At 70.9% G+C, this 23,474-nt stretch carries 22 protein-coding genes; 21 read left to right on the top strand and 1 reads right to left on the bottom strand.

The features are described from left to right. Positions 1 to 136: 136 nt before the first annotated feature. Positions 137 to 469: an Rv2175c family DNA-binding protein gene (locus ACIPJY_RS00595; protein ID WP_400460637.1), complete on the top strand. Its 333-nt coding sequence runs from the start codon at positions 137 to 139 to the stop codon at positions 467 to 469. A gap of 108 nt (positions 470 to 577) precedes the next feature. Here the strand turns inward: ACIPJY_RS00595 and ACIPJY_RS00600 are convergent, their stop codons facing one another. Next, positions 578 to 1,696 carry a polyprenyl synthetase family protein gene (locus tag ACIPJY_RS00600; protein WP_400460635.1) on the bottom strand — a complete coding sequence of 373 codons (1,119 nt, stop codon included), beginning with the start codon at positions 1,694 to 1,696 and terminating at the stop codon, positions 578 to 580. Positions 1,697 to 1,778: 82 nt separating this feature from the next. Here ACIPJY_RS00600 and ACIPJY_RS00605 point away from each other — a divergent pair, with 82 nt between their 5' ends. The 20 genes from ACIPJY_RS00605 (at position 1,779) to ACIPJY_RS00700 (ending at position 23,473) form a co-directional block, all read left to right on the top strand. Further along, on the top strand, positions 1,779 to 2,165 hold the full coding sequence (locus ACIPJY_RS00605) for a DUF3040 domain-containing protein (protein ID WP_400460633.1): 387 nt from the start codon (positions 1,779 to 1,781) through the stop codon (positions 2,163 to 2,165). Between the two features lie 512 nt (positions 2,166 to 2,677). Continuing rightward, positions 2,678 to 3,109 carry a division/cell wall cluster transcriptional repressor MraZ gene (mraZ, locus tag ACIPJY_RS00610; RefSeq protein WP_400460901.1) on the top strand — a complete coding sequence of 144 codons (432 nt, stop codon included), beginning with the start codon at positions 2,678 to 2,680 and terminating at the stop codon, positions 3,107 to 3,109. Between the two features lie 106 nt (positions 3,110 to 3,215). Continuing rightward, the gene (rsmH, locus tag ACIPJY_RS00615; RefSeq protein WP_400460631.1) at positions 3,216 to 4,169 is read left to right on the top strand and encodes a 16S rRNA (cytosine(1402)-N(4))-methyltransferase RsmH; all 954 of its coding nucleotides are present in this window, start codon (positions 3,216 to 3,218) and stop codon (positions 4,167 to 4,169) included. 1 nt (position 4,170) lies between these two features. Further along, positions 4,171 to 4,860, top strand: coding sequence for a hypothetical protein (locus ACIPJY_RS00620; RefSeq protein ID WP_400460629.1), 690 nt, complete (start codon positions 4,171 to 4,173; stop codon positions 4,858 to 4,860). Positions 4,861 to 4,909: 49 nt separating this feature from the next. Continuing rightward, entirely contained in the window at positions 4,910 to 6,679 is a 1,770-nt protein-coding gene (locus ACIPJY_RS00625; protein WP_400460628.1) for a peptidoglycan D,D-transpeptidase FtsI family protein, read from the top strand. A 35-nt stretch (positions 6,680 to 6,714) separates the two neighbouring features. After that, entirely contained in the window at positions 6,715 to 8,340 is a 1,626-nt protein-coding gene (locus ACIPJY_RS00630; RefSeq protein ID WP_400460627.1) for a Mur ligase family protein, read from the top strand. After that, the gene (gene murF, locus ACIPJY_RS00635) at positions 8,337 to 9,833 is read left to right on the top strand and encodes a UDP-N-acetylmuramoyl-tripeptide--D-alanyl-D-alanine ligase (RefSeq protein ID WP_400460625.1); all 1,497 of its coding nucleotides are present in this window, start codon (positions 8,337 to 8,339) and stop codon (positions 9,831 to 9,833) included. The genes ACIPJY_RS00630 and murF overlap by 4 nt, the downstream gene beginning before the upstream one ends. Continuing rightward, the gene (mraY, locus tag ACIPJY_RS00640; protein ID WP_123653074.1) at positions 9,830 to 10,933 is read left to right on the top strand and encodes a phospho-N-acetylmuramoyl-pentapeptide-transferase; all 1,104 of its coding nucleotides are present in this window, start codon (positions 9,830 to 9,832) and stop codon (positions 10,931 to 10,933) included. Before murF ends, mraY begins: the two co-directional genes overlap by 4 nt. After that, on the top strand, positions 10,926 to 12,458 hold the full coding sequence (gene murD, locus ACIPJY_RS00645; protein WP_400460623.1) for a UDP-N-acetylmuramoyl-L-alanine--D-glutamate ligase: 1,533 nt from the start codon (positions 10,926 to 10,928) through the stop codon (positions 12,456 to 12,458). The genes mraY and murD overlap by 8 nt, the downstream gene beginning before the upstream one ends. A gap of 112 nt (positions 12,459 to 12,570) precedes the next feature. Then, positions 12,571 to 13,737, top strand: coding sequence for a putative lipid II flippase FtsW (gene ftsW, locus ACIPJY_RS00650; protein ID WP_400460621.1), 1,167 nt, complete (start codon positions 12,571 to 12,573; stop codon positions 13,735 to 13,737). Then, entirely contained in the window at positions 13,734 to 14,891 is a 1,158-nt protein-coding gene (murG, locus tag ACIPJY_RS00655; protein ID WP_400460619.1) for an undecaprenyldiphospho-muramoylpentapeptide beta-N-acetylglucosaminyltransferase, read from the top strand. Before ftsW ends, murG begins: the two co-directional genes overlap by 4 nt. Then, positions 14,888 to 16,309 (top strand): UDP-N-acetylmuramate--L-alanine ligase, encoded by a 1,422-nt coding sequence (murC, locus tag ACIPJY_RS00660; RefSeq protein ID WP_400460617.1) that lies wholly within the window; start codon positions 14,888 to 14,890, stop codon positions 16,307 to 16,309. The genes murG and murC overlap by 4 nt, the downstream gene beginning before the upstream one ends. Further along, positions 16,306 to 17,472: an FtsQ-type POTRA domain-containing protein gene (locus ACIPJY_RS00665; protein WP_400460615.1), complete on the top strand. Its 1,167-nt coding sequence runs from the start codon at positions 16,306 to 16,308 to the stop codon at positions 17,470 to 17,472. Before murC ends, ACIPJY_RS00665 begins: the two co-directional genes overlap by 4 nt. A gap of 594 nt (positions 17,473 to 18,066) precedes the next feature. Beyond that, positions 18,067 to 19,233, top strand: coding sequence for a cell division protein FtsZ (gene ftsZ, locus ACIPJY_RS00670; RefSeq protein ID WP_400460614.1), 1,167 nt, complete (start codon positions 18,067 to 18,069; stop codon positions 19,231 to 19,233). A 6-nt stretch (positions 19,234 to 19,239) separates the two neighbouring features. Next, positions 19,240 to 19,938, top strand: a complete 699-nt coding sequence (locus ACIPJY_RS00675; RefSeq protein ID WP_400460612.1) for a YggS family pyridoxal phosphate-dependent enzyme — start codon at positions 19,240 to 19,242, stop codon at positions 19,936 to 19,938. Between the two features lie 61 nt (positions 19,939 to 19,999). Next, entirely contained in the window at positions 20,000 to 20,584 is a 585-nt protein-coding gene (locus ACIPJY_RS00680; protein WP_400460611.1) for a cell division protein SepF, read from the top strand. 106 nt (positions 20,585 to 20,690) lie between these two features. Continuing rightward, positions 20,691 to 20,987 carry a YggT family protein gene (locus tag ACIPJY_RS00685; RefSeq protein ID WP_400460610.1) on the top strand — a complete coding sequence of 99 codons (297 nt, stop codon included), beginning with the start codon at positions 20,691 to 20,693 and terminating at the stop codon, positions 20,985 to 20,987. A gap of 196 nt (positions 20,988 to 21,183) precedes the next feature. Then, positions 21,184 to 21,876 carry a DivIVA domain-containing protein gene (locus ACIPJY_RS00690; protein WP_400460608.1) on the top strand — a complete coding sequence of 231 codons (693 nt, stop codon included), beginning with the start codon at positions 21,184 to 21,186 and terminating at the stop codon, positions 21,874 to 21,876. 2 nt (positions 21,877 to 21,878) lie between these two features. Beyond that, a complete protein-coding gene (lspA, locus tag ACIPJY_RS00695; protein WP_400460607.1) occupies positions 21,879 to 22,547 on the top strand; it encodes a signal peptidase II in 669 nt (222 codons plus the stop codon). After that, positions 22,544 to 23,473: an RluA family pseudouridine synthase gene (locus ACIPJY_RS00700; RefSeq protein ID WP_400460606.1), complete on the top strand. Its 930-nt coding sequence runs from the start codon at positions 22,544 to 22,546 to the stop codon at positions 23,471 to 23,473. Before lspA ends, ACIPJY_RS00700 begins: the two co-directional genes overlap by 4 nt. Position 23,474 lies beyond the last annotated feature (1 nt).

Consider the following 23,474-nt stretch of genomic DNA (forward strand, 5'->3'; position numbering starts at 1 on the left):
CACGCTGGCATGTCGTGAATCGCAAGTCAACCAGAGAGTCGGATGTGATGCGTGTGACGAATGTGACTCGAGTGTGGATTCCGTTCGGCCGTCCCTCTGGCAACATGGGCGTGTGAGTGCCACACCCACGGATGACATGTCCCTTTCCGAACGCTGGCTGACGGTCCCGGACCTCGTCGACCTGCTCGGCGTGAGCCCCGGCCGCGTCCACCGCCTGTTCGAGCAGCGCACCCTGCTGCCCGCGCGCATCGGCGGCGTGCTGCGGGTCCCGAGCGAGTTCCTCGACGAGGGCGAGCCGCTGCCCGAACTGCGCGGCACGCTCGTCGTGCTCGGCGACAACGGGTTCACCGACGACGAGGCGGTCCGCTGGATGCTCGCCGTCGAGGACGCGATCGGCGACTCGCCGATCAACGCGCTGCGCGCCGGCCGCAAGGCCGAGGTGCGCCGCATCGCCCAGTCCCTGCTCTAGCCGCGGCCGCCCCGTCGGGTCCGGCCCGACGTCCTGGTCGCGACCGAGCGACGGACAGGAGGCCCGGTGCCAGCTGGCACCGGGCCTCCTGTCCCTCTGCTGTCGTTTCTACGCGACGCGGCGGCTGACCGTCTCGGCGAGCGACGCGAGCTGCTCCCGCGCCGACGGCGTGAGCGGAGCGGCGTCCAGCGCCGCCTTCGCGCGCTGCACGTGCCGGTCGATCGAGCGCTCCACCGCGGTCACCGCGCCGGACTCGGTCAGGGTCGCCCGGAGCATCTGCACCTGGGCCTCGTCCAGGTCCGGGTCGCCGAGCAGCTCGTCGAGGAGCGCCCGCGAACCACCGGGCAGCGCCTTGCGGGCGGTGGCGATGAGGACGGTGCGCTTGCCCTCCCGGAGGTCGTCACCCGCGGGCTTGCCCGTCACCTCGGGGTCCCCGAACACGCCGAGCATGTCGTCGCGCAGCTGGTAGGCGACGCCGAGGGGCAGACCGAAGGCGCGGAGCCCCTCGAGCTGCGACTCGGACGCGCCGGCGACGAGGGCGCCGATGACGAGCGGTGCCTCGACCGAGTACTTCGCGGACTTGAAGACCACGACGCGCTGCGCACGGAGCAGGTGCTCGCTCTCGTCCACGGTCGGCCACACCGTCTCCTCGTGGATGTCGAGGTACTGCCCGGCGGTCACGTCGAGGCGCATCGCGTGGAACTCCTGGCGGACGATCCGTGCCCTGGCGGGGTCGAGGAGCGCGAGGCCCTCGTCGAAGACCGCGTCGCTCAGGGAGAGCAGTCCGTCGCCGAGGAGCAGAGCGGAGTTCGTGCCGTAGAGGGCACGGTCGCCGACCCAGCCGGAGTCCTGGTGCATCGACTCGAACCGGCGGTGGGCTGCCGGACGCCCGCGGCGGGTGTCCGAGCGGTCCATGATGTCGTCGTGCACGAGGGCGGCGGCGTGGAAGATCTCGAGGGCGGCGGCGACCGTGACGACCGCTTCGGCCGTGGTCTGACGCGACCCCTCCGCGAGGGGGTCGAACGAGCCCGAACGCCCCGCGACGGACTGCCACCCCCAGTAGCAGAACAGGGCCCGGAAGCGCTTGCCGCCGGACAGGAGGTCTCGGGCGAACTCGTCGAACGGAGCCAGGTCCGGACTGATCGCGGCGAGTCGATCGCGCTGCTCGTCGAGCGCCCGATCGATCCGCGCCGAGACGAGGTCCACTAATCGCGTACTCTCAGCCACGATCCCTACCCTAGTGGGTGGCCGAGACATAGAATCGGTCCACCAATCCACGCGTCGATCCCAGGGACAAGAGGGAATCAAGATGCCACTCTCGGAGCAAGAGCAGCGCCTTCTCGAAGAGATGGAGCGCAGCCTCTATCAGAACGACTCCGACTTCGTGGCGCGCGTCACCCGGCGACAGGGGCGTCCGACGTACACGTCGATCACGCTCGGGGTTCTGGGCGCGCTCGCTGGAGTCGCCGTCGTCATCCTCGGGTTGGTCATCCGCCAACCCCTGATCGGAGTCCTCGGCTTCGTCGTGATGCTCGCCGGGGTGCTGTTCGCGCTCCGACCGGGCATGCGCGCGCCGAAGGCGTCCGGGGCACCGCGGGCATCGTCGCCCGGCAAGCCCCGCGGCGCGTCCTCCGGCGGAGGATCGTTCATGGACCGCATGAACGACCGCTGGGACAAACGGAACGACCCGAGCTAGTACGCACCACTCCTGAACGGGGTCGGCCCACACGGGCCGGCCCCGTTCTGCGTGCGCGGGCGGCGGCGCGCCCGGCGCTCCGCCGCTCCGGTCCGCAGGGCTTCTTCGACACGGCACACGTCGATCGACCCGTGCCGTGTCGACTCCTGCGAACGCATCGTGTGCGGGCGCATCGTTCGACAGCGCACGAGTCGATCGACTTCCGCCGTGTCGGATCGTGCGGACGCATGCGTCCGGTCAGCCGTGCGCGCTGCCCGCCGCTCGACACGTGCGCGGCCCTCCGCCACCCCGAGGGCTGCGAAAGTCCTCCACTTTGCTCCACCACACCGCCGCAGCCCCGGATCCGCATGGAACCGGGGCTGTTCTGCGTTCGCCGACCCGCGTCGTGCGCCAGCGAGGGCCCCAAAAGGGGTGTCAGGGGTGATTTCGGGCGCGGATTGCTGGGCTGGTGGAGGGAAGTGGAGTACCGTGGGGCTCATCGACAACCGGTGGAGCTGAGGGGAGGCCCCGACGTGCTGCTCGGTACCCATGCCCCGAAGCTCGACGAGAAGGGTCGCGTGATCCTCCCCGCCAAGTTCCGGGACGAACTGTCCGGGGGTCTCGTGATGACCCGTGGGCAGGAACGGTGCGTGGTCGTCTTCAGTGCCAGGACGTTCGAGGAGATCCACGAACGCGTCCGTCAGGCGCCGATGACCTCGAAGCGCACCAGGGACTACATGCGCCTGTTCCTCTCGGGGGCCAGCGCAGAGCAGCCCGACAAGCAGAACCGCGTGACGATCCCGCAGAACCTCCGTGAGTACGCGGGGCTCGAGCGGGACCTCACGGTCATCGGCAGCGGTGACCGTGCCGAGATCTGGTCGACCCCCGCGTGGGAGGCCTACTACGCCGAAGCCGAAGAGGCATTCGCCGAGAACGACGAGGAGGTGATCCCGGGCATCTTCTGATCCGCGGATCGGGACTCCCAGCCGTCCGCCCTGATGCACCTTCCCCGGTGTCAGGTCGGTATGGATGGGGATCCGGACCCGCGGCTCACGAAGAGCAGGGCTGCACATGGCAGAGGACGAACGCTTCCCACACACCCCCGTCATGCTCGAGCGCATCGTCGACCTCTTCACGCCGACCCTCGAAGGGCCGGGCAAGGTCGTCGTCGACGCGACGCTCGGCATGGGCGGGCACTCGGCGGGGCTGCTCGAGCGGTTCCCGGAGCTGACGCTCATCGGGCTCGACCGCGACACCGACGCGCTCGGCATCGCGGGGGAGCGGCTCGCCCGCTTCGGCGACCGGGTGCACCTGGTGCACACGGTCTACGACGAGATCGACGCGGCACTCGAGGAAGTCGGCGTCACCGAGGTCGACGGCGTGCTGTTCGACCTCGGCGTCTCCTCGCTCCAGCTCGACCGGGCCGAACGCGGCTTCGCCTACAGCCAGGACGCGCCGCTCGACATGCGCATGGACCGGACGCAGGGCATCACCGCGGCCGAGGTCCTCGCGGACTACGACGAGGCCGAACTCCGGCGGATCTTCCAGCGCTACGGCGAGGAGAAGCTCGCCGGCCGGTACGCGAAGGCGATCGTCGAGCGCCGCGCCACCACCCCGTTCACGATGTCGGGCGACCTGGTGCAGGTGCTCCACGACGCGACCCCGGTGGCGATCCAGCGCCAGGGCCACCCCGCCAAGCGGGTGTTCCAGGCGCTCCGCATCGAGGTCAACACCGAGCTGAGCGTCCTCGAGCGGGCGATCCCGGCAGCCCTCGACGCGATCGCGGTCGGCGGCCGGATCGTCGTCGAGTCGTACCAGTCCCTCGAGGACCGCATCGTCAAGCGCGCCCTCGTCAAGCGGACGACCTCGAGCGCACCGGCCGACCTGCCGGTGGAACTGCCCGAGCACGCCCCCACCTTCTCCCTGGTCGTCAAGGGCGCCGAGCTGGCCGACGAGGCCGAACGCGCCGCCAACCCCCGAGCAACACCCGTGCGACTCCGCGCGGCCGAGCGGATCCGGAAGTGACATGAGCACGAACCTCGCACTCGTCGACCCCGTCGTCGCCCCGTCGCGCGCGCCTCGCCCGTCCCGGGAGCAGCAGCGCCCGGAGCTCGTCGAGGTCACGCCGACCCGGGCGCAGCGCCGTGCACGCCCCCGGATCGCCTACGCGATCGTCGCGGTCGCGGCCCTCGGGCTGCTGCTCCTGGCGCAGCTCGGCATCAGCATGGTGCTCAGCCAGGGCGCGTACCAGCTGAACTCCCTGACCGCCGAGCAGACGAAGCTCAGCCGGACGCAGCAGTCCCTGTCCGAGGACCTCCGGGTCCTCGACTCGCCGCAGAACCTGGCCCGCAACGCCCAGGCGCTCGGGATGATCGCGAACTCGACGCCGGTGTACCTCGACCCGAAGACCGGCCGGGTGTACGGCACGCCGACGCCGGCGACCCCGGACGAGGCGACCGGCAACACCGCGAACCAGGTCCCGAACTCGCTGCTCGACGACGTCCCCCTGGTCGCGAAGCAGGGTGACACGACGACGAGCAAGGAGAACGGCGCGACGACGGGCACCACCGACGACGCGACGAAGGACGCCGGCACGAGCACGTCGACCACGGACGACGCTGGGAAGACGAGCGGGTCCAGCGCGTCGGACACGGGTTCCTCGAAGTCCTCCGTAGAGTCCGACCCGAACCAGCTCCAGGCGCCCTCCACCCGGTGACCTGCGGGCCAGAACTGCCCCCAGCACCACCCGGGAAGGACCGCACCGCGTGACGAAGACGATCCGCAACCGACGGCTGAGGTACAGCGTCGTGATCATCGCCGTGATCGCCCTGGTGGCGGTCTTCGTGATCCGCCTGGTCGACATCCAGGTGGTGCAGGCCGCGGCACTCAACGAGGCCGCCACCGCGAAGCGCAGCATCCCGGTGACCCTGTACGGCACACGGGGGTCCATCGTCGACCGGAACGGCACCGAACTCGCCGACAGCGTCACCCGCTACAACATCACCACCGCCCCGCGGCTCGTGAAGGACTTCGAGGGCAAGCTCGGCGGCACCCGCGTCAAGGACGTCACGGTCGACACCGCGCTCACCGCGATCGCGAAGGCATCCGGCGGCGACGCGGCCGCGATGCGCAAGGCCATCGACGCGAACCCGAAGTCCGACTTCGCGTACCTGGTCAAGGGGCTCGACGTGAAGCACTACGAGGCGGTCAAGGCGCTCGAGGTCCCGTGGCTCTACCCGCAGCAGCAGTCGGCGCGGACGTACCCGACCGGCGCGACCACCGGCAACCTGACCGGCTTCATGGGGACCGACGGCGCCCAGGCCGGCCTGGAGTACGCGTACGACAAGTGCCTCGCCGGCACGAACGGCTCCGAGACGTACGAGCGTGGCGAGGACGGCGTCCAGCTGCCCGGCAGCACCGTGACGACGAAGGAGGCCAAGGACGGCGGGACGCTCACGACGACGATCGACAGCGACCTGCAGTACATGGCCGCCCAGGACATCGCCGACGCCGCGCAGCAGCTCGGCGCCGTCTCCGCGACGGCGACGGTGACCAAGGCCAAGACCGGCGAGATCCTCGCGGTCGCGGACTACCCGACGGTGGACCCGAACGACGTCGACGCGACCACGGACAAGGGCGCCTACGGCTCCCGCGCGATCACGGACACGTACGAGCCCGGATCGACGATCAAGGCCGCCATCGCCGCGGCCCTGATCGACCAGGGCAAGGCCACACCGACCACCGGCGTCGTCGTGCCGTACTCGCGGACGTTCCCCTGGGGCGGCACGATCCACGACTCCGAGTTCCACGCGACCGAGAACCTGACGCTGACCGGCATCCTCCGGGACTCCTCGAACGTCGGCATCACCGAGCTCGGCGCCCGGCTGACCGAGCAGCAGCGCTACGACGTGATGAAGAAGTTCGGCCTGTTCCAGCCGGAGTCGGCGATCGACTACCCGGGGCAGCCGGGCATGCAGTACGGCTCCACGCCGGACTGGGACCAGCAGACGGACATCAACTCGATGTTCGGGCAGGGCATCTCGACGACCGCACTGCAGGTCGCGAGCATCTACCAGACCCTCGCGAACGACGGCGTCCGGATCCCGCTGCACTTCGTGAAGGGCTGCACGACGGCCGACGGCACCACGATCGACGCGCCCGACGTGCAGAGCGAGCGCGTCGTGTCCGCGAGTGCCGCCACGCAGGTCACCGACATGCTCCAGAGCGTCGTCACCGGCGGCACCCTGGTCGGCATGAAGCCGATCTCCGGCTACAACATCGCCGCGAAGACCGGTACCGCCGAGGTCGCCGAGGGCTCGAAGGGCTACGGCTCGGAGCGCATCACGTCGGTGGCCGGAATGGCACCCGCCGAGGACCCCCAGTATGTTGTCACGGTGACGTTCACGAAGCCGCAGACCAACAAGTGGTCCAGCGGAGCGGCTCCGGCGTTCCGCACACTCATGTCCCAGGTGCTCGAGAAGTACCGTGTCGCCCCCTCCACGACCGAGGCGAAGACCTACCCGTCGACGTGGTAGACCAAACCGTCCACGTGGTGAGGAAGAAGGAGCACTTGTCCGCACGGATCCCCCCGGTCCTCCGGCCCGAACACCCGACCCCGAGGGCCCTGGCCGAACTGGCGAACGCCTTCGGCCTCTGGGTCGTCGGCTCGCTCGACGGCGTCGAGACGACCGGCGTCACGCTGAGCGCGGCCGAGGTCGCCCCAGGTGACGTCTTCGTCGGCGTGCACGGTGCGAACCGGCACGGCGCGGAGTTCGCCGCGGACGCCGCCGAGCGCGGTGCCGTCGCGGTCCTGACCGACCAGGACGGCGTCGCGCTGGCCGAGCCGTCCGGCCTGCCGGTGCTCGTCGTCGACGACCCCCGCGCGGCGCTCGGCGACGTGTCGGCCTGGGTCTACCGCACGCACCCGGACGAGGCGACCGACCTCCCGCAGCTCTTCGCGGTCACCGGGACCAACGGCAAGACCAGCACGTCCTACATCCTCGAGGGCATCCTCAAGCAGCTCGGCCTGGTCACCGGCCTCAGCTCGACGGCGGAGCGCCACATCGGCTCGCTCAGCGTCACGAGCCGCCTGACCACCCCGGAAGCCTCCGAGATGCACGCACTCCTGGCCCGGATGCGCGAGAGCGAGGTCCGCGCGGTCGCCGTCGAGGTGAGCGCGCAGGCCCTCAGCCGCCACCGTGTCGACGGCATCGTCTTCGACGTCGTCGCGTTCACGAACCTCAGCCACGACCACCTCGACGACTACGCCGACATGGAGGAGTACTTCCAGGCGAAGCTGCCGCTGTTCCAGCCGGAGCACGGCCGCCGCGGCGTCGTCTCGCTCGACTCCGAGTGGGGTCACCGCGTGGTGCAGGACTCCCGGATCCCGGTGACCACCATCACGGTGCACCCCGACGTCGAGGCCGAGTGGCACGTCGACATCGTCGAGGCCCATGCGGCGTACACCGAGTTCCGGCTCACCGGTCCCGAGGGTCGCGAGCTCACCACCCGTGTGCCACTCATCGGCTGGCACATGGCCGCGAACGCCGCCCTGGCGATCGTGATGCTGGTGGAGGGCGGCTTCGAGCTCGGTGCCATCGCGCACGCCCTCGAGAGCAACCACCGTCGGTACCCCGACGAGCAGGACGGCGCGACGGTGTCCGCCATCGAGTGCTACCTCCCCGGCCGTACCGAGCGCGTCTCCGGCGACCGTGGCCCGAGCGTCTACGTCGACTTCGGGCACAGCCCGGACGCGTTCCTCAACACCCTCGCCGCGGTGCGCCAGTTCACGCCGGGCAAGGTCGTGATGCTGTTCGGCGCCGACGGCGACCGCGACAAGACCAAGCGCGGCGACATGGCCCGCGTGGCCGCCGAGGGCTCGGACATCCTCGTCGTCACCGACCACCACCCGCGCTTCGAGGACGCCGCGTCGATCCGGAAGACCCTGGTCGACGCCGCGCGCGAGGCCTTCCCCGAGCACGAGATCCACGAGGTCAGCCCGCCCGAGGCCGCGATCCGCACCGCGGTCGGCCTGGTCGGCGAGGGCGACTCGATCCTCTGGGCGGGCCCCGGCCACCAGGACTACCGCGACATCCAGGGTGTCCGGACGCCGTACTCCGCCCGCGACGAAGCCCGTGCGGCACTCCGCGAGGCCGGTTGGGAGCCGAACGCCGGCCCGGTGGAGGAAGCGCGATGATCGCCCTCACCCTCGCCGAGATCGCCGCCGCGATCGACGGCGAGTTGGTCCGCGGTGCCGCCGAGACGGTCGTGGACGGCTCCGTCGAGACCGACTCCCGCCTGGTCGGCGCCGGCAGCGTCTTCTTCGCCCTGCTCGGCGAGGAGACCGACGGCCACCGCTTCGTGCCCTCCGCCGCCACCGCCGGCGCCGCACTCGTCGTCACCGAGCACGAGACCGAGCTGCCCGACGGCACCGCCACGGCGCAGATCGTCGTCGCGGACGGCTACGCCGCACTCGCCGCCCTGGCCCACGAGGTCGTCGCCCGCGTGCGCGCCTCCAGCGCCGAGCGCACCGCGGCCGACGGCAGCCCGGCACCGCTCCGCGTCGTCGGCATCACCGGCTCGAACGGCAAGACGAGCACGAAGAACATGCTCCGCACGATCCTCGCCGCGCACGGCGAGACCGTCGCGCCGGAAGGCTCTTTCAACAACCACGTCGGCGCCCCGGTCTCGATGCTCCGCATCACGCACGACACCCGCTACCTCGTGGTGGAGATGGGCGCGAGCGGCGTCGGGCACATCGCGAAGCTCGTGCGCATCGCCGAGCCGGACACCGGTGTCGTCCTCAAGGTGGGCCTCGCGCACGCCGGCGAGTTCGGCGGGATCGAGGCGACGCAGCGCGCCAAGTCCGAGATGGTCACCGACCTGCCGGCCAGCGCGACCGCGATCCTCAACGTCGACGACGACCGCGTCGCCGCCATGCGCGGCCTCACGGCCGCCCACGTCGTGGGCTTCGGCACGTCGGACGACGCCGACTACCGCCTGTCCGGTGTGTCCACGGACCGCGACGGCACGCGCTTCACGCTCACCGCGCCTCCCGTCCGGTCGGAAACCGACCACGAGATGCCGGGAGGCTCGGCGCAGGTCGCCGAGACCGTCGACGTCCGCCTCGCCATCCTGGGCGAGCACCACGCGATGAACGCGACGGCCGCGCTGGCCGTCGCCCACCGCTGGGGCGTCCCACTCGCCGACGGCGCCGCCGCGCTCGCGTCCATGACGCGCGCCGAGCGCTGGCGGATGGAGCTGCTCCAGGGCGGCCCCGACGGCGTCACCGTCATCAACGACGCGTACAACGCATCGCCCGACTCGATGTCGGCCGCGCTCCGGACCCTGGCGCAGATCGTGCGTCCGGGGGAGCGGACGATCGCCGTGCTCGGCGAGATGGCCGAGCTCGGGGAGTTCTCCGTCGAGGAGCACGACCGCATCGGCCGGCTCGTCGTCCGTCTCGGCATCGGGCAGCTCGTGGTCGTCGGCCGCGGCGCGATGCCGATCCACCAGGCCGCCACCCTCGAGGGATCGTGGGACGGCGAGTCCGTGTTCATCGAGGACGTCGACGACGCCGTCCACGCTCTGCAGGAGATGGTCCGCCCCGGCGACGTCGTCCTCGTCAAGTCCTCGAAGTCGGCCGGGCTGCGATTCCTCGGCGACCGCCTCGGAGGTGTATCCGAATGATCGCCCTCTTGATCGCCGGCGCCGTGTCGCTGGTGTTCACACTCCTGCTCACGCCGCTCTTCATCCGGCTGTTCCACCGTCTCGGGTGGGGCCAGTTCATCCGTGACGACGGTCCGCAGTCGCACCACACCAAGCGCGGCACCGCGACCATGGGCGGCATCGTCCTGATCCTCGGCACGGTGATCGGCTACTTCGTCGGACACCTCGTCGGCGGGGACTCCATCACGCTGTCCGGTGTGCTCGTGCTCTTCCTGATGGTCGGGCTCGGATTCGTCGGCTTCGTCGACGACTTCCTCAAGGTGCGCCGACAGCGCAGTCTCGGGCTCGGCGGCTGGGCGAAGATCCTCGGGCAGGTCATCGTCGGGGTGATCTTCGCGACCATCGCCCTGGTCGTCCCGACCTCGACGGGCAAACCCCCGGCGTCCACCATGATCTCCGCCATCCGGGACATCCCGTGGCTCGACTTCATGGCGCTCGGCACGGTGATCGGGACGATCCTGTTCCTGGCCTGGATCGTGCTGCTCACGGTGTCGACCTCGAACGGTGTGAACGTCGCCGACGGCCTCGACGGGCTCGCGACCGGGTCGAGCATCCTGGCGATCGGCTCGTACGTGATCATCGGCTTCTGGCAGTCGAACCAGATCTGCGGCGGTGCCCGGCTCGACGCCAGCACCGAACACGCCTGCTACACCGTGACGAACCCGCTCGACCTGGCAGTCGTCGCGGCCGCGGTGTGCGGTGGCCTGATCGGCTTCCTCTGGTACAACACCTCGCCGGCGCAGATCTTCCTCGGCGACACCGGCTCGCTCGGCCTCGGTGGCGCGCTCGCGGGTCTCGCGATCCTCAGCCGCACCGAGCTCCTGCTCGTCCTCATCGGCGGCCTCTTCTTCATCGTCACCGGCTCGGTCATCCTGCAGCGGGCGTACTTCAAGATCACGCACGGCAAGCGCATCTTCCGGATGAGTCCGCTGCACCACCACTTCGAGCTCAAGGGCTGGGCCGAGGTGACCGTGGTCGTGCGGTTCTGGATCATCGCCGGACTGTGCGTCGCCGCCGGTGTCGGACTCTTCTACCTGGAATGGATCGCACGCGTTGGTTGATCGGCTCGCAGGTCTCGACAGCTGGTACTCCGAGGGCTGGAAGGGCCTCGACGTCGCCGTCCTCGGACTCGGCGCGACCGGGTTCTCGGTCGCCGACACCCTGGTCGAACTCGGCAGCACCGTGACCGTGTACTCGACCGACGCCCCGTCGGACAGCGTCGAGCTGCTCGACGTGATCGGTGCCCGGTTCGTGCAGGTCCCGCTCGACACCGTCCCCGTCGCGCTGCAGGACCAGGCACCCGACGTCGTCATCGTCTCGCCCGGCCTGCCGCCGCACAACGCGACCGTGCGGTGGGCCGTGGAGAACAGCACCGTCTGGGGGGACATCGAGCTCGCCTGGCGTGTGCGTGACAAGGTCGTCCGCGGTCCGGTCGCCGCTCCGTGGGTGACCATCACCGGCACCAACGGCAAGACCACCACGACGCAGCTCACGACGGCGATGTACGAGGCCGAGGGGCTCCGTGCCGTGGCCTGCGGCAACATCGGTGTGCCCGTGCTCGACGTCGTCCGTGACCCGGACGGCTTCGACGTGCTCGTGGTCGAGCTCTCCAGCCACCAGCTGCACTACATGGCGGGCTCCGGCGACGGCGCGGTGCTGCCGCTCGCGTCGGCCTGCCTGAACATCGCCGACGACCACCTCGAGTGGCACGGCTCCGCCGCGGCGTACCGGGCCGCGAAGGCCAAGGTCTACGAGCGCACCGTGCTCGCGTGCGTGTACAACGTCACCGACGAGGTCACCCGCGCCATGGTCGAGGACGCCGACGTCGTCGAGGGCTGCCGCGCGGTCGGCTTCACCCCGGGCATCCCCGGCCCGGGTGAGGTCGGGGTCGTCGAGGACGTGCTCTGCGACCGCGCCTTCACCGAGGACCGGCGGAACTCGGCACTCGAGCTCGCGACGCACGCCGACCTGGAGCAGGCCGGCCTCGCGAGCCCGCACATGACGATGAACGTGCTGGCCGCAGCTGCCCTCGCCCGTGCCGGTGCCGTGCGGCCGAGCTCGATCCAGAGCGCGGTGCAGGCCTTCCGTGCCGACCACCACCGCACCGAGCTGGTCGCGACGGGCGTCGACGGCATCGCCTGGGTGGACGACTCGAAGGCCACGAACCCGCACGCGGCGACGGCATCGCTGTCCGCGTTCGAGTCCGTCGTCTGGATCGTCGGCGGCCAGTTCAAGGGCGTCGACATCGACGGCCTCGTCGAGCGCTTCGGGCCGACCGCCCGCGGCGTCGTCGTGATCGGCACCGACCGGACCCCCGTCCTGGAGGCATTCGGGCGACACGCGCCGACGGTGCCGGTGCTGCAGGTCGAAGCATCGGACACTGATCAGGTCATGCCCGAGGCGGTCCGGCATGCCGCTTCGGTCGCGAGACCGGGCGACACGGTCCTCCTCGCCCCGGCTGCCGCGTCGTTCGACCAGTTCGGCTCCTACGCGGACCGGGGCGAGCGCTTCGCGGCGGCGGTCCACGAGCACCTGGGAGGCAACGCCGATGGCGACACCGACGGACCTTCCGACGAACGCCCGTAGCGGGACCGGACGCCCGAGCACGTCCGGACGTCCGAGCGCAGCTGGTCGTCCGAGCGCGGCACAGCAGGCACGTGCGGCGGGCGCCCGACGGACGAACGGTGCGGTCGTCGCCGTGAAGAACGTCTTCGTCGCCGAGTCCAGCACGTTCTACACGATCCTCGGCGTGACGCTGTTCCTGGTCGTGTTCGGCGTCGTGATGGTGCTCTCCTCGTCGAGCGTCGAGCAGTACGCCAAGACCCACGACTTCTTCGGCGCCTTCACCCGCCAGGGCATGTACGCGGTCATCGGTGTCCCGCTGATGCTCATCGCGAGCCGGCTCCCGGTGTCGTTCTGGCGGCGCTGGGCGATGTGGATCGTCGGTGTCGGCCTGGTCGTGCAGGCGCTCGTCGTGCTGACCCCGCTCGGCTACTCGATCCAGGGCAACCGGAACTGGATCCGCGTCGGCTCCTTCACCGCGCAGCCCTCCGAGATCCTCAAGCTCGCGCTCGTGCTCGGCATCGGCGCGATCATGTACAACAAGCGCGGCAAGCTGCACGACTGGAAAGAGGTGTTCGTCCCGGTCGGGCTCGCGAGCCTGCTCTCCATCGGCCTCGTGCTGGTCGGCGGTGACCAGGGCACCGCGATGATCATGATGATCCTGGTGTTCGGCGCACTGTTCGTCGGTGGCGCGCGGCTGCGGCACCTGCTCGTCGGGGTGATCGGCCTGCTCGTGCTCATCCCGTTCGTGACGATGGCCTCGAGCTCCCGGTCCTCCCGCATCAGCGCCTGGCTCTCCGGCTGCACGGACACGAGCCAGTACCAGGACCTCTGCTGGCAGCCGGTCCACGGCATGTGGGCCCTGGCGTCCGGCGGCGTCTTCGGGGTCGGGCTCGGCAACTCCAAGGCGAAGTGGTCGTGGCTGCCCGAGGCGGACAACGACTACATCTTCGCGATCATCGGCGAGGAACTGGGGCTCATCGGCGCGGTCGTCGTGCTCGCGCTCTTCGTCGTGCTGGCGATCGGCATGGTGAAGGTCATCCGGCTCTCGGACGACCCCTTCGTGCGGACGGTGACCGGTGGCGTGCTCGCCTGGGTGATCGGCCAGGCGCTCGTGAACATCGGCGTCGTGCTCGGGCTGCTGCCGGTGCTGGGCGTCCCACTGCCACTCATCTCGGCCGGTGGTTCGGCGCTCATCATGACGTTGGTCGCGATCGGCGTCGTGCTGTCGTTCGCCCGCGAACTCCCCGGCAAGAACTCCCTGCCGACGACGCCGACGACGACGAACGGACAGCTCAGGTGAGCACCTACCTCTTCGCCGGCGGCGGTACCGCCGGTCACGTGAACCCCCTGCTCGCGGTCGCCGACCGGCTGACCGAGCGCTCCCCGGAGGACTCCGTCATCGTCCTCGGCACCGCCGAGGGCCTGGAGTCCCGCCTGGTCCCGATGCGCGGCTACGAGCTCCTGACGATCCCGCGCCTGCCGTTCCCACGGAAGCCGAACGCCGCGGCCCTGCGGTTCCCCGGCGCCTTCTGGCGTGCGGTCAAGCGCACCGAGCAGATCATCCGCGAGCGACAGGTCGACGTCGTCCTCGGCGTCGGCGGCTACGCGTCCGCTCCGGCGTACATCGCGGCGAAGCGCACCGGCACACCGATCGTCGTGCACGAGCAGAACGCCAAGCCGGGCTTGGCGAACCGGCTCGCCGCGTTCCTGACGAAGCACGTCGGCGTCACGTTCTCGAACACCCGGCTCCGTCACTCCCGCGTGGTCGGGATGCCGCTCCGCCGGGAGATCGAGTCGCTCGACCGTCGTGCGAGCCGTGCGGAGGGCCTCGCCGAGTTCGGCCTCGACGCCACGCGTCCGGTGCTGCTCGTCACCGGGGGCTCGTCCGGTGCCCGGAGCATCAACACCACGATCAACCGCTCGGCCGCGACGATCGTCGGCGCCGGGTGGCAGGTCCTGCACGTCGTGGGCGGCAAGTCCGAGATCGGCCCGAGCGACCTCGACGGCTACACCGTGCTGCCGTACTGCGACCGGATGGACCTGGCCTACGCCGCGTCGGACTTCGTGGTCTCGCGCTCCGGGGCGGGCATGGTCTGCGAGCTGACGGCCGTCGGGTTGCCGAGCGTCCTGGTGCCGTACCCTGTCGGCAACGGCGAGCAGCGGCACAACGCCAAGGACGTCGTCGACGCCGGGGGAGCCGTCCTCGTGGCGGACCAGGAATTCGACCAGGACTGGGTGACGTTCCAGTTGCTGGGCCTGCTGCAGGACCGCGCCCGCATCGCGAGCATGGCGGTCCGTGCCGGCAGCGTCGGCCACCGCGACGGGGCCGACCGGATGACCGACCTGGCCCTCGACGCAGCGCGAGAACGCAGCACGAGCGCCAGCAACGGCACCACCGGCACCGACACCAGCACGACCGGCACCAGCACCACCGGCACCACGGAGGAACCATGACCATCAAGCCGGACCTGACCCAGCCGATCCCGGACGACCTCGGCACGGTCCACTTCGTCGGCATCGGCGGTTCCGGCATGAGCGGCATCGCCCGGATGTTCCTCGCCGCCGGCCACACCGTCACCGGCAGCGACTCCCGCGAGACCGCGACGACCGGCCGGATGCGCGAGCTCGGCGCCGAGGTGCACATCGGCCACGACGCGAGCAACGTCGGCGCCGCGGACACGATCGTCGTCACGAGCGCCCTGTGGCCCGACAACCCCGAGCTCCTCGAGGCCCAGCGCCGCGGGCTGCCGGTCCTGCACCGCTCACAGGCCCTCGCCGCGCTGATCGCGGAGCACCGCCTGGTCGCGGTCGCCGGTGCGCACGGCAAGACCACCTCGACCGGCATGATCGTCACCGCAATGGTCGAGCTCGGCCTCGACCCGAGCTTCGTCAACGGCGGCGTGATCCAGTCACTCGGCACCAGCTCGGCGCCGGGCAAGAGTGAACTCTTCGTCGTCGAGGCCGACGAGTCCGACGGATCCTTCCTGCTCTACGACGTCGCCGTCGCGCTCATCACGAACGTCGACGCCGACCACCTCGACCACTACGGCAGCGAGGACGCCTTCATCGACGCGTTCGTCGAGTTCGCCGCGAAGGCCAGCGAACGCGTGGTCGTGTCGAGCGACGACGCCGGTGCCAAGCGCGTCACCGCGGGTGTCCGGGCGCTGGAGCACGCCCCGGAGATCGTCACCTTCGGCGAGGCCGTCGACGCCGACGTCCGCATCGAGGGCATCATCGAGTCCGCCGGCGTCGAGGTCGACTTCCGCGCGGCCGGCGAGTCGCACCACATCACGCTGCGGGTCCCCGGCCGGCACAACGCGATCAACGCCGTCGGCGCCTTCGCGGTCCTCACCGGGCTCGGCGTCGCACCGGCCGACGCGATCCGCGGCATCGAGGCCTTCGGCGGCACCGAGCGCCGCTTCGAGCTGCACGGCGTCGAGCGCGGCGTGTCGGTCTACGACGACTACGCCCACCACCCGACCGAGGTCGCGGCCGCACTGAAGGCAGCGCGGAACGTCGTCGGCGACGGCCGGATCATCGCGATCCACCAGCCGCACCTGTACTCGCGCACCCGGATGATGGCCGGCGACTTCGCCAAGGTCTACGAGGACCTCGCCGACCACACCGTCGTGCTCGACGTCTACGGCGCGCGCGAGGACCCGGAGCCCGGCGTCACCGGCGCCCTCGTCCAGGAACGCTTCGCCGACCAGTCGCACGTCGACTACCTGCCGGACTGGGCCGACGCCTCCGCCCGCGCGGCAGCGGTCGCCCGCGACGGCGACATCATCATGACCCTCAGCTGCGGCGACGTGTACCGGATCATCCCGCAGGTGCTCGCCGCACTGCAGACCGACGGGGCAACGTCCCGGTGAAGCGCCCAGAGGGCTTCGACGAGCGACCGGCCCAGCCGGCCGCTCCGGTCGAGGACGACCGCGCACCGCGAGAGCGACGTGCACCGCGACTCCCGCGGCTGCCGTTCGGTCGCGGGGCCGGCTCGGACGACGGCCGGGAGGCCCGGGTCGCCCCCGACGTGCCCGCTGCGGTCCCGGAGACGGCCGCGCCCGAGCCCTCCCGTCCCGCGGGTGGTCTGCCGGACCTCCCCGACGTCAGCGAGACCGGACCCGTCCGGACCGACCACGGCACCGGGGCCGACCACGACGCGGCCGCGACCGACGTCGTCGACCTGCACCCGGCCTCCCGTTCGGAGCAGACCGACGGACACGACGCGCCCATCGGTGCCGGGGTCCGCGCTGCCGAGACCGCGCGCGACGCGCGTGTCGCTCGGAAGCGTCGCAAGCTCCTCGAGCGTGCCGAGGTCCGGCGGTTCACCCGCCGCTCCCGGCACCGGCGCGCCGCCTGGGTGACCGCCGGCGGCGTGGTCGTCGTGCTCGGCGTGTCGATCCTGGTGGCGGTGTACTCGCCGCTGATGGCACTCCGGACGATCGAGATCAAGGGCACGAGCCGGGTCGACGACGCCGCGCTCCGCCAGGCCCTGTCCGAGCAGATCGGGACGCCGCTCGCGCGCCTCGACTTCGGTGCGATCAAGAAGGACATCGCCGGCTTCCCGCTCATCGAGAGCTACGTGACCGAGGAAGAGCCGCCGAACACGCTCGTCGTGACGGTCACCGAGCGGACGCCCGTCGTCGCGGTGAAGACCGGCAAGACCTTCGACCTGGTCGACCCCGCGGGGATCGTCGTGCAGTCGGCGCCGAAGCAGCCCGACACGATGCCGCTCGCCGACATCGGGTCCGCGAAGCTCGGGTCCTCGGTGTTCCGCACGATGACCGAGGTGGTGCTGGCGCTGCCCTCGACCGTGCGGGCGCAGGTGTCCGGCGTGTCCGCGTCGACGGCGGACGACGTGACGCTCACCATGAAGGACGGTTCCCGGGTCGTGTGGGGGAGCCCGGACGACTCGGACGCGAAGGCGGCGCTCCTCGACGCCCTCGTGAAGGACCACGCGTCCCGCGACCCGAAGACGGCCGTGGAGTACGACGTGTCCGCCCCGGACAACGGCATCATCCGCGCCCAGTCCTGAGCCGCGGCGCCCCGGGATTGCCGAGGCGGCCCGGTGTTGCCGAGGCGGCCCGATGTCGCCGGGGCGCCCCGATGTTGCCGAGGCGCCGCAGTATTCGGCGGCGTCTCGAGCCGACCGAGGCGTGTCGGGGTCGTCGGGGCGCCACCGGCCCGAGCTGGCGGCCCCGACCGCCGGGGCGCCCACATGTCGCGGAGGCGCCGCAGCGTTGCCGAGGCGCCGCAGTTTTTGGCGGCGTCTCGAGCCGACCGAGGCGTGTCGGGGCCACCGAGGCGCCACCGGCCCGAGCTGGCCGCCCCGACCGCCGAGGCGCCCCCATGTCGCCGAGGCGCCGCCCCCTCGCCGAGGCGCCGCAGGATTCGGTGGTGTCTCGGGCCGACCGGGGCGTGTCGGGTTTGCCGGGGCGCCACCGGCCCGACCTGCCGGCCCCGACTGTCGCCGCACGAGGGAGAATTGCGGGACGGTATCGCGACACGCGGCGTGGCGGGGCGACACCGCGGCGAGCACCCCCGTAGCGTCGATGCAAGCACCACACCTAGCAGCAAAGACCCTGAACTTCAAGTAAAGGTTGAGGGTTCAACCGGAGGCCGGACTGACGTGACCACGAACCACAACTACCTCGCCGTCATCAAGGTCGTCGGTGTCGGCGGCGGCGGTGTCAACGCCGTCAACCGCATGATCGAGCTGGGCCTCCGTGGGGTCGAGTTCATCGCGATCAACACCGACGCGCAGGCACTGCTGCTGAGCGACGCCGACGTCAAGCTCGACGTCGGCCGCGAGATCACCCGCGGCCTCGGCGCCGGCGCGGACCCCGAGGTCGGCCGTCGTGCCGCCGAGGACCACGCCGAGGAGATCGAAGAGGCACTCGCGGGCGCCGACATGGTCTTCGTCACCGCCGGCGAGGGCGGCGGGACCGGCACGGGTGGTGCGCCCGTGGTCGCCCGCATTGCGAAGTCGATCGGCGCGCTCACCATCGGTGTCGTCACGAAGCCGTTCAGCTTCGAGGGCAAGCGTCGTCAGTCGCAGGCCGAGAACGGTGTCGCCGGGCTCAAGGACGAGGTCGACACGCTCATCGTCGTGCCGAACGACCGCCTGCTCGAGATCTCCGACCGCGGCATCTCCATGGTCGAGGCCTTCGCGACCGCCGACCAGGTCCTGCTCGCCGGCGTCCAGGGCATCACCGACCTGATCACGACCCCGGGTCTGATCAACCTCGACTTCGCGGACGTCAAGTCCGTCATGCAGGGCGCCGGTTCGGCGCTCATGGGCATCGGCTCCTCGCGCGGTGCCGACCGCGCGATCAAGGCTGCGGAGCTCGCCGTCGCGTCGCCGCTGCTCGAGGCCTCGATCGACGGTGCGCACGGCGTGCTGCTGTCGATCCAGGGTGGTTCGAACCTCGGCATCTTCGAGATCAACGACGCGGCCCGCCTGGTGCAGGAAGCCGTCCACCCCGAGGCGAACATCATCTTCGGTGCGGTCATCGACGACACGCTCGGCGACGAGGTCCGCGTGACCGTCATCGCCGCCGGCTTCGACGGCGGCGAGCCCTCGTCGCAGGTCAAGGAGCGTCGCGCGAGCTGGGTCGACCCGGAGGCCGGTGCGACCGTCCCCGTGGCGGGTGCCGGCTCCACGGCGATCGAGGACTCGACGAACTCCTCGCCGTCCTGGGCGTCCTCGGAGCACGAGCCGCCGGCGCAGCGCGCCGCCGACCCGGCGTTCGACGGCGACGACGACGAGCTCGACGTCCCCGACTTCCTGAAGTAACGCGACGTGACGGACGGCTCCACGAGCCTCCAGGCCCGGTTGTCCGCGGTCCGTGACGGCATCGCCGACGCGGCCAGGGCAGCCGGTCGCGCACCCGACGAGCTCACGCTCGTCGTCGTGACGAAGTACCACCCGGCTTCCCTGGTGCGCGACCTCGCCGCGCTCGGCGTGACGGACGTGGGGGAGAACCGCCACCAGGAGGCCCAGGCCAAGGCGGCGGAGCTCGCCGACCTGGGGCTGACGTGGCACTTCGTCGGGCAGCTGCAGTCGAAGAAGGCCCGACAGGTCCGCCGGTACGCGCACGTCGTGCAGTCGCTCGACCGCGGTTCCGTCGTGGACGCGTTCGCGCCGACCGAGCAGGACCCCCGTCCGCCAGTGATCGACGGGTTCGTGCAGGTCAACCTGACCGACGACCCCGGTCGCGGTGGGGTGCACCCGGACGACGTCGACGCGATGGTGGAACGGATCGCGGCGACCGGCACGATCGCCCTGCGTGGCGTGATGGCGGTCGCGCCCCTCGACGAGGAGCCCCGCCCGGCGTTCGCCCGGCTCCGCGGGATCTCCGAGCGGGTGCGGCTGATCGTGCCCACGGCGACCGACATCTCGGCGGGCATGAGCGGCGACTACGCCGAGGCGATCGCGGAGGGCGCGACACACCTGCGGATCGGGACGGCAATCACCGGAAACCGGCCGGTCGCACCCTAGCCTCGAACCAGCACATCCCGAGCAGCAGGGCACCCACGTGCACGCACATCCTGGAGGAACCATGGCCGGTCCGTTGAAGAAGACGATGGTCTACCTCGGCCTCGCCGACGAGGAACTCGAGTACGAGGACGAGCAGCCGCAGCAGCAGGCTCGCGCACAGCAGCCGCAGCAGCACCAGCAGGCCTCGTCCGCTGCGACCCAGCACGATGCACCCGCACCGGCCGCCGCGACGCCCGCCCCGGCGGCTCCGGCGCAAGCAGCCCCCGAGGCCAAGGCCCCGCACACCCACCAGCGCGGCGCCCAGGTCACCCCGCTCCGCCGCTCGCACACGACCGCACAGAAGGCGACCCCGGTCCAGGAAATGAACGAGATCCTCACCGTCCACCCGCGCGAGTACAAGGACGCCCAGTCCATCGCCGAGAGCTTCCGCGACGGCATCCCCGTCATCATCAACCTCTCGCAGATGACCGAGACCGACGCGCGTCGCATGATCGACTTCGCGAGCGGCCTGTCCCTGGGGCTCTACGGCAAGATCGAGCGCGTCACCAACAAGGTGTTCCTGCTCTCCCCGGCGCACGTCGCAGTGAGCGGTGAGGCGCCCGAGGTAGAGTCCGACATCGAGGCGTCCTTCTTCGCCCAGTCCTGAGTCGACGCGTCCCGTGGTCCCCTGACCGCGGTGCGCCGCCCAGGCCCACCCGCCCTGTGCGCGGTGTCACCACGGCACCGTGCACCCGAGACGAGCGAGCCGCACCGTGTCCGTGATCTTCACGATCCTGTACTTCCTCCTCCTGCTGTACTTCTTCGTGCTCTGGGGGCGGTTCGCGCTCGACATGGTGCAGGCGTTCAACCGCTCGTGGCGTCCCCGCGGCGGCATGCTCGTCGTCGCCGAGGTGGTCTACACCACGACCGACCCGCCCATCCGCGCCGTGCGCCGCGCGCTCCCGCCGCTCCGGATGGGCGCCGTGGCGCTCGACTTCGGGTGGTCGATCGTGATGCTCGTCGTCATCATCCTGATGAGCATCGTCCGGGTCATCTCCGTCGCGGTCTGACCCACCCGCACCCGATCCGGCTGGCCGCGACACGCGCCACGCCCGGACACGATCACGGATCGAGCCCGGCGTCGGTGTACGGTGGTCGGGATCGATGCCCGCTCCGGCGGCGCATCCGCACCGGAAGTCGTGCCTGGTACATTCAGGCCCAACGTTTCGGTTCCACACGTTCAGCAGTTCTATTGAGGTGACGGCAATGGCTTTGACGCCGGAAGACGTAGTCAACAAGCGGTTCCAGCCGACCAAGTTCCGCGAGGGCTACGACCAGGACGAGGTCGACGACTTCCTCGACGAGGTCGTGGTCGAGCTGCGCCGTCTGACCCAGGAGAACGAGGAGCTCCGCCAGCGCCTGCAGGCCGCCGAATCGGCGCCCAAGCCGGCCGCTGCCGCGGAAGCCGCCCCCGCTCCGACCCCCGAGCCCGAGCCGGAGCCGGCCTCCGTCGCCGCCGCTCCCGAGCCCGCGCCGGTCGCAGCCGCTGCCCCGACCACCACGGTCCCGGCGGACGAGGACACCGAGGGCACCACGAACCTCCTCACGCTCGCACGTCGCCTCCACGAGGAGCACGTGCGTGACGGCATCGAGAAGCGCGACGCGCTCATCGCCGAGGGCCAGGCCCAGGCGGCGCGTCTCGTCTCCGAGGCCGAGAGCAAGCAGCGCCAGATCATCGCCGACACCGAGAACACGAACCGTCAGCGTGTCGCGGTGCTCGAGCAGGAGCAGCGCCAGCTCGAGGGCAAGATCGACGAGCTCCGCACGTTCGAGCGCGACTACCGCGCCCAGCTGAAGAGCTACATCCAGGGCCAGCTCAACGAGCTCGACACCTCGTCGGGCACCGAGCAGTCCGGCCTCACCCCCGCGCCGGCGTCGGCGCAGGGCTTCGGCAACTGACGTTGTCCCAGCAAGACCAACGAGCGAAGGTCAGTGTCCGCGCGATCGCGGCACTGGCCTTCGCCGCTGTCGTGGTGGTGGCGGCCGACCAGGTCGTGAAGGCGCTGGTCGTCGCGAACCTGCCGTACGGACAGGTCGTCCCCGTCCTCGGCGGGGCCCTGCAGTTCCTCTACGTGCGGAACCCCGGCGCCGCCTTCTCCTTCGCGGTCAACATGACGTGGGTGTTCTCGATCGTGTCCGCCGCGGTCGTCGTCGCGATCATCGTCTTCGCGCGTCGCATCCGGTCCATGTGGTGGGCGATCGTCCTCGGCATGCTGCTCGGCGGGGCGCTCGGCAACCTGAGCGACCGGCTCTTCCGTGAGCCCGGCTTCGGCCAGGGGCACGTCGTCGACTTCATCTCGACGCCGTGGATGATGCCGGCGATCTACAACATCGCGGACTCGTTCATCTGCGTCAGCATGGTCGTCTTCGTGCTGCTGGTCGTCTTCGGGGTCAACCTCGACGGCACCAGGACGGTCTCGTCGAAGAGCAAGGGCAAGGACGGCCAGGAGGCCCGGGTCGAGCCCGGCACGGACGCTGCGGTGAGCCCGTCGGTCGCGTCCGCGGACGTCGCGGACTCGACTCCTCGCTCGACGTCCCAGCGCGATTCGCTGGGGCACGACGCCACGTGACCGAGTCGCGTTCCCTGCCCGTCCCCGACGGGCTCGCCGGTGAGCGTGTCGACGCCGCCATCGCGAAGCTCCTCGGGTTCAGCCGGTCCTTCGCGGCCGACGTCGTCGCCGCCGGGGGCGTCCGCGTCGACGGTGCGGTGGTGGACAAGTCCGACCGCCTGCACGCCGACTCCTGGCTCGAGGTCGAGTGGACCCCGAAGGAAGCGCCGCGGATCGTGCCCGCCGTCGTCCCCGGGATGACGATCGTGCACGACGACGACGACATCGTCGTGGTCGACAAGCCCGTCGGTGTCGCCGCGCACCCGTCGCCCGGGTGGGACGGCCCGACCGTGCCCGGTGGCCTCGCGGCCGCGGGGTTCACGATCGCGACCTCCGGGGCCGCCGAACGCGCGGGGATCGTGCACCGGCTCGACGTCGGGACCTCGGGGCTGATGGTCGTCGCGAAGACCGAGCTGGCGTACACGAGCCTGAAGCGGGCGTTCAAGGAACGAACGGTCGAGAAGGTCTACCACGCCCTGGCGCAGGGGCACCCGGATCCGACGTCGGGCACCGTCGACGCGCCCATCGGCCGGCACCCATCGAGCGACTGGAAGTTCGCGGTCACCTCGGACGGCAAGCCGAGCGTCACGCACTACGAGACGCTCGAGGCCTTCCGGGCGGCGACCCTGCTCGAGGTGCACCTGGCGACCGGACGCACGCACCAGATCCGGGTGCACATGGCCGCGACCCGGCACCCGCTCGTCGGGGACACGATGTACGGGGCGGACCCGGTGCTCGCTGCCGAGCTCGGGCTGACGCGGCAGTGGCTCGACGCGGTGCGGCTCGGGTTCGCGCACCCGCGCACCGGGGAGTGGGTCGAGTTCCAGGCCGAGTACCCGGAGGACCTCCGGCTCGCGCTCGAGAAGATCCGGGGCGCGTCGGCCTGAC

The sequence above is a fragment of the Curtobacterium sp. NPDC090223 genome (assembly GCF_044746585.1).
GTDB lineage: Bacteria > Actinomycetota > Actinomycetes > Actinomycetales > Microbacteriaceae > Curtobacterium.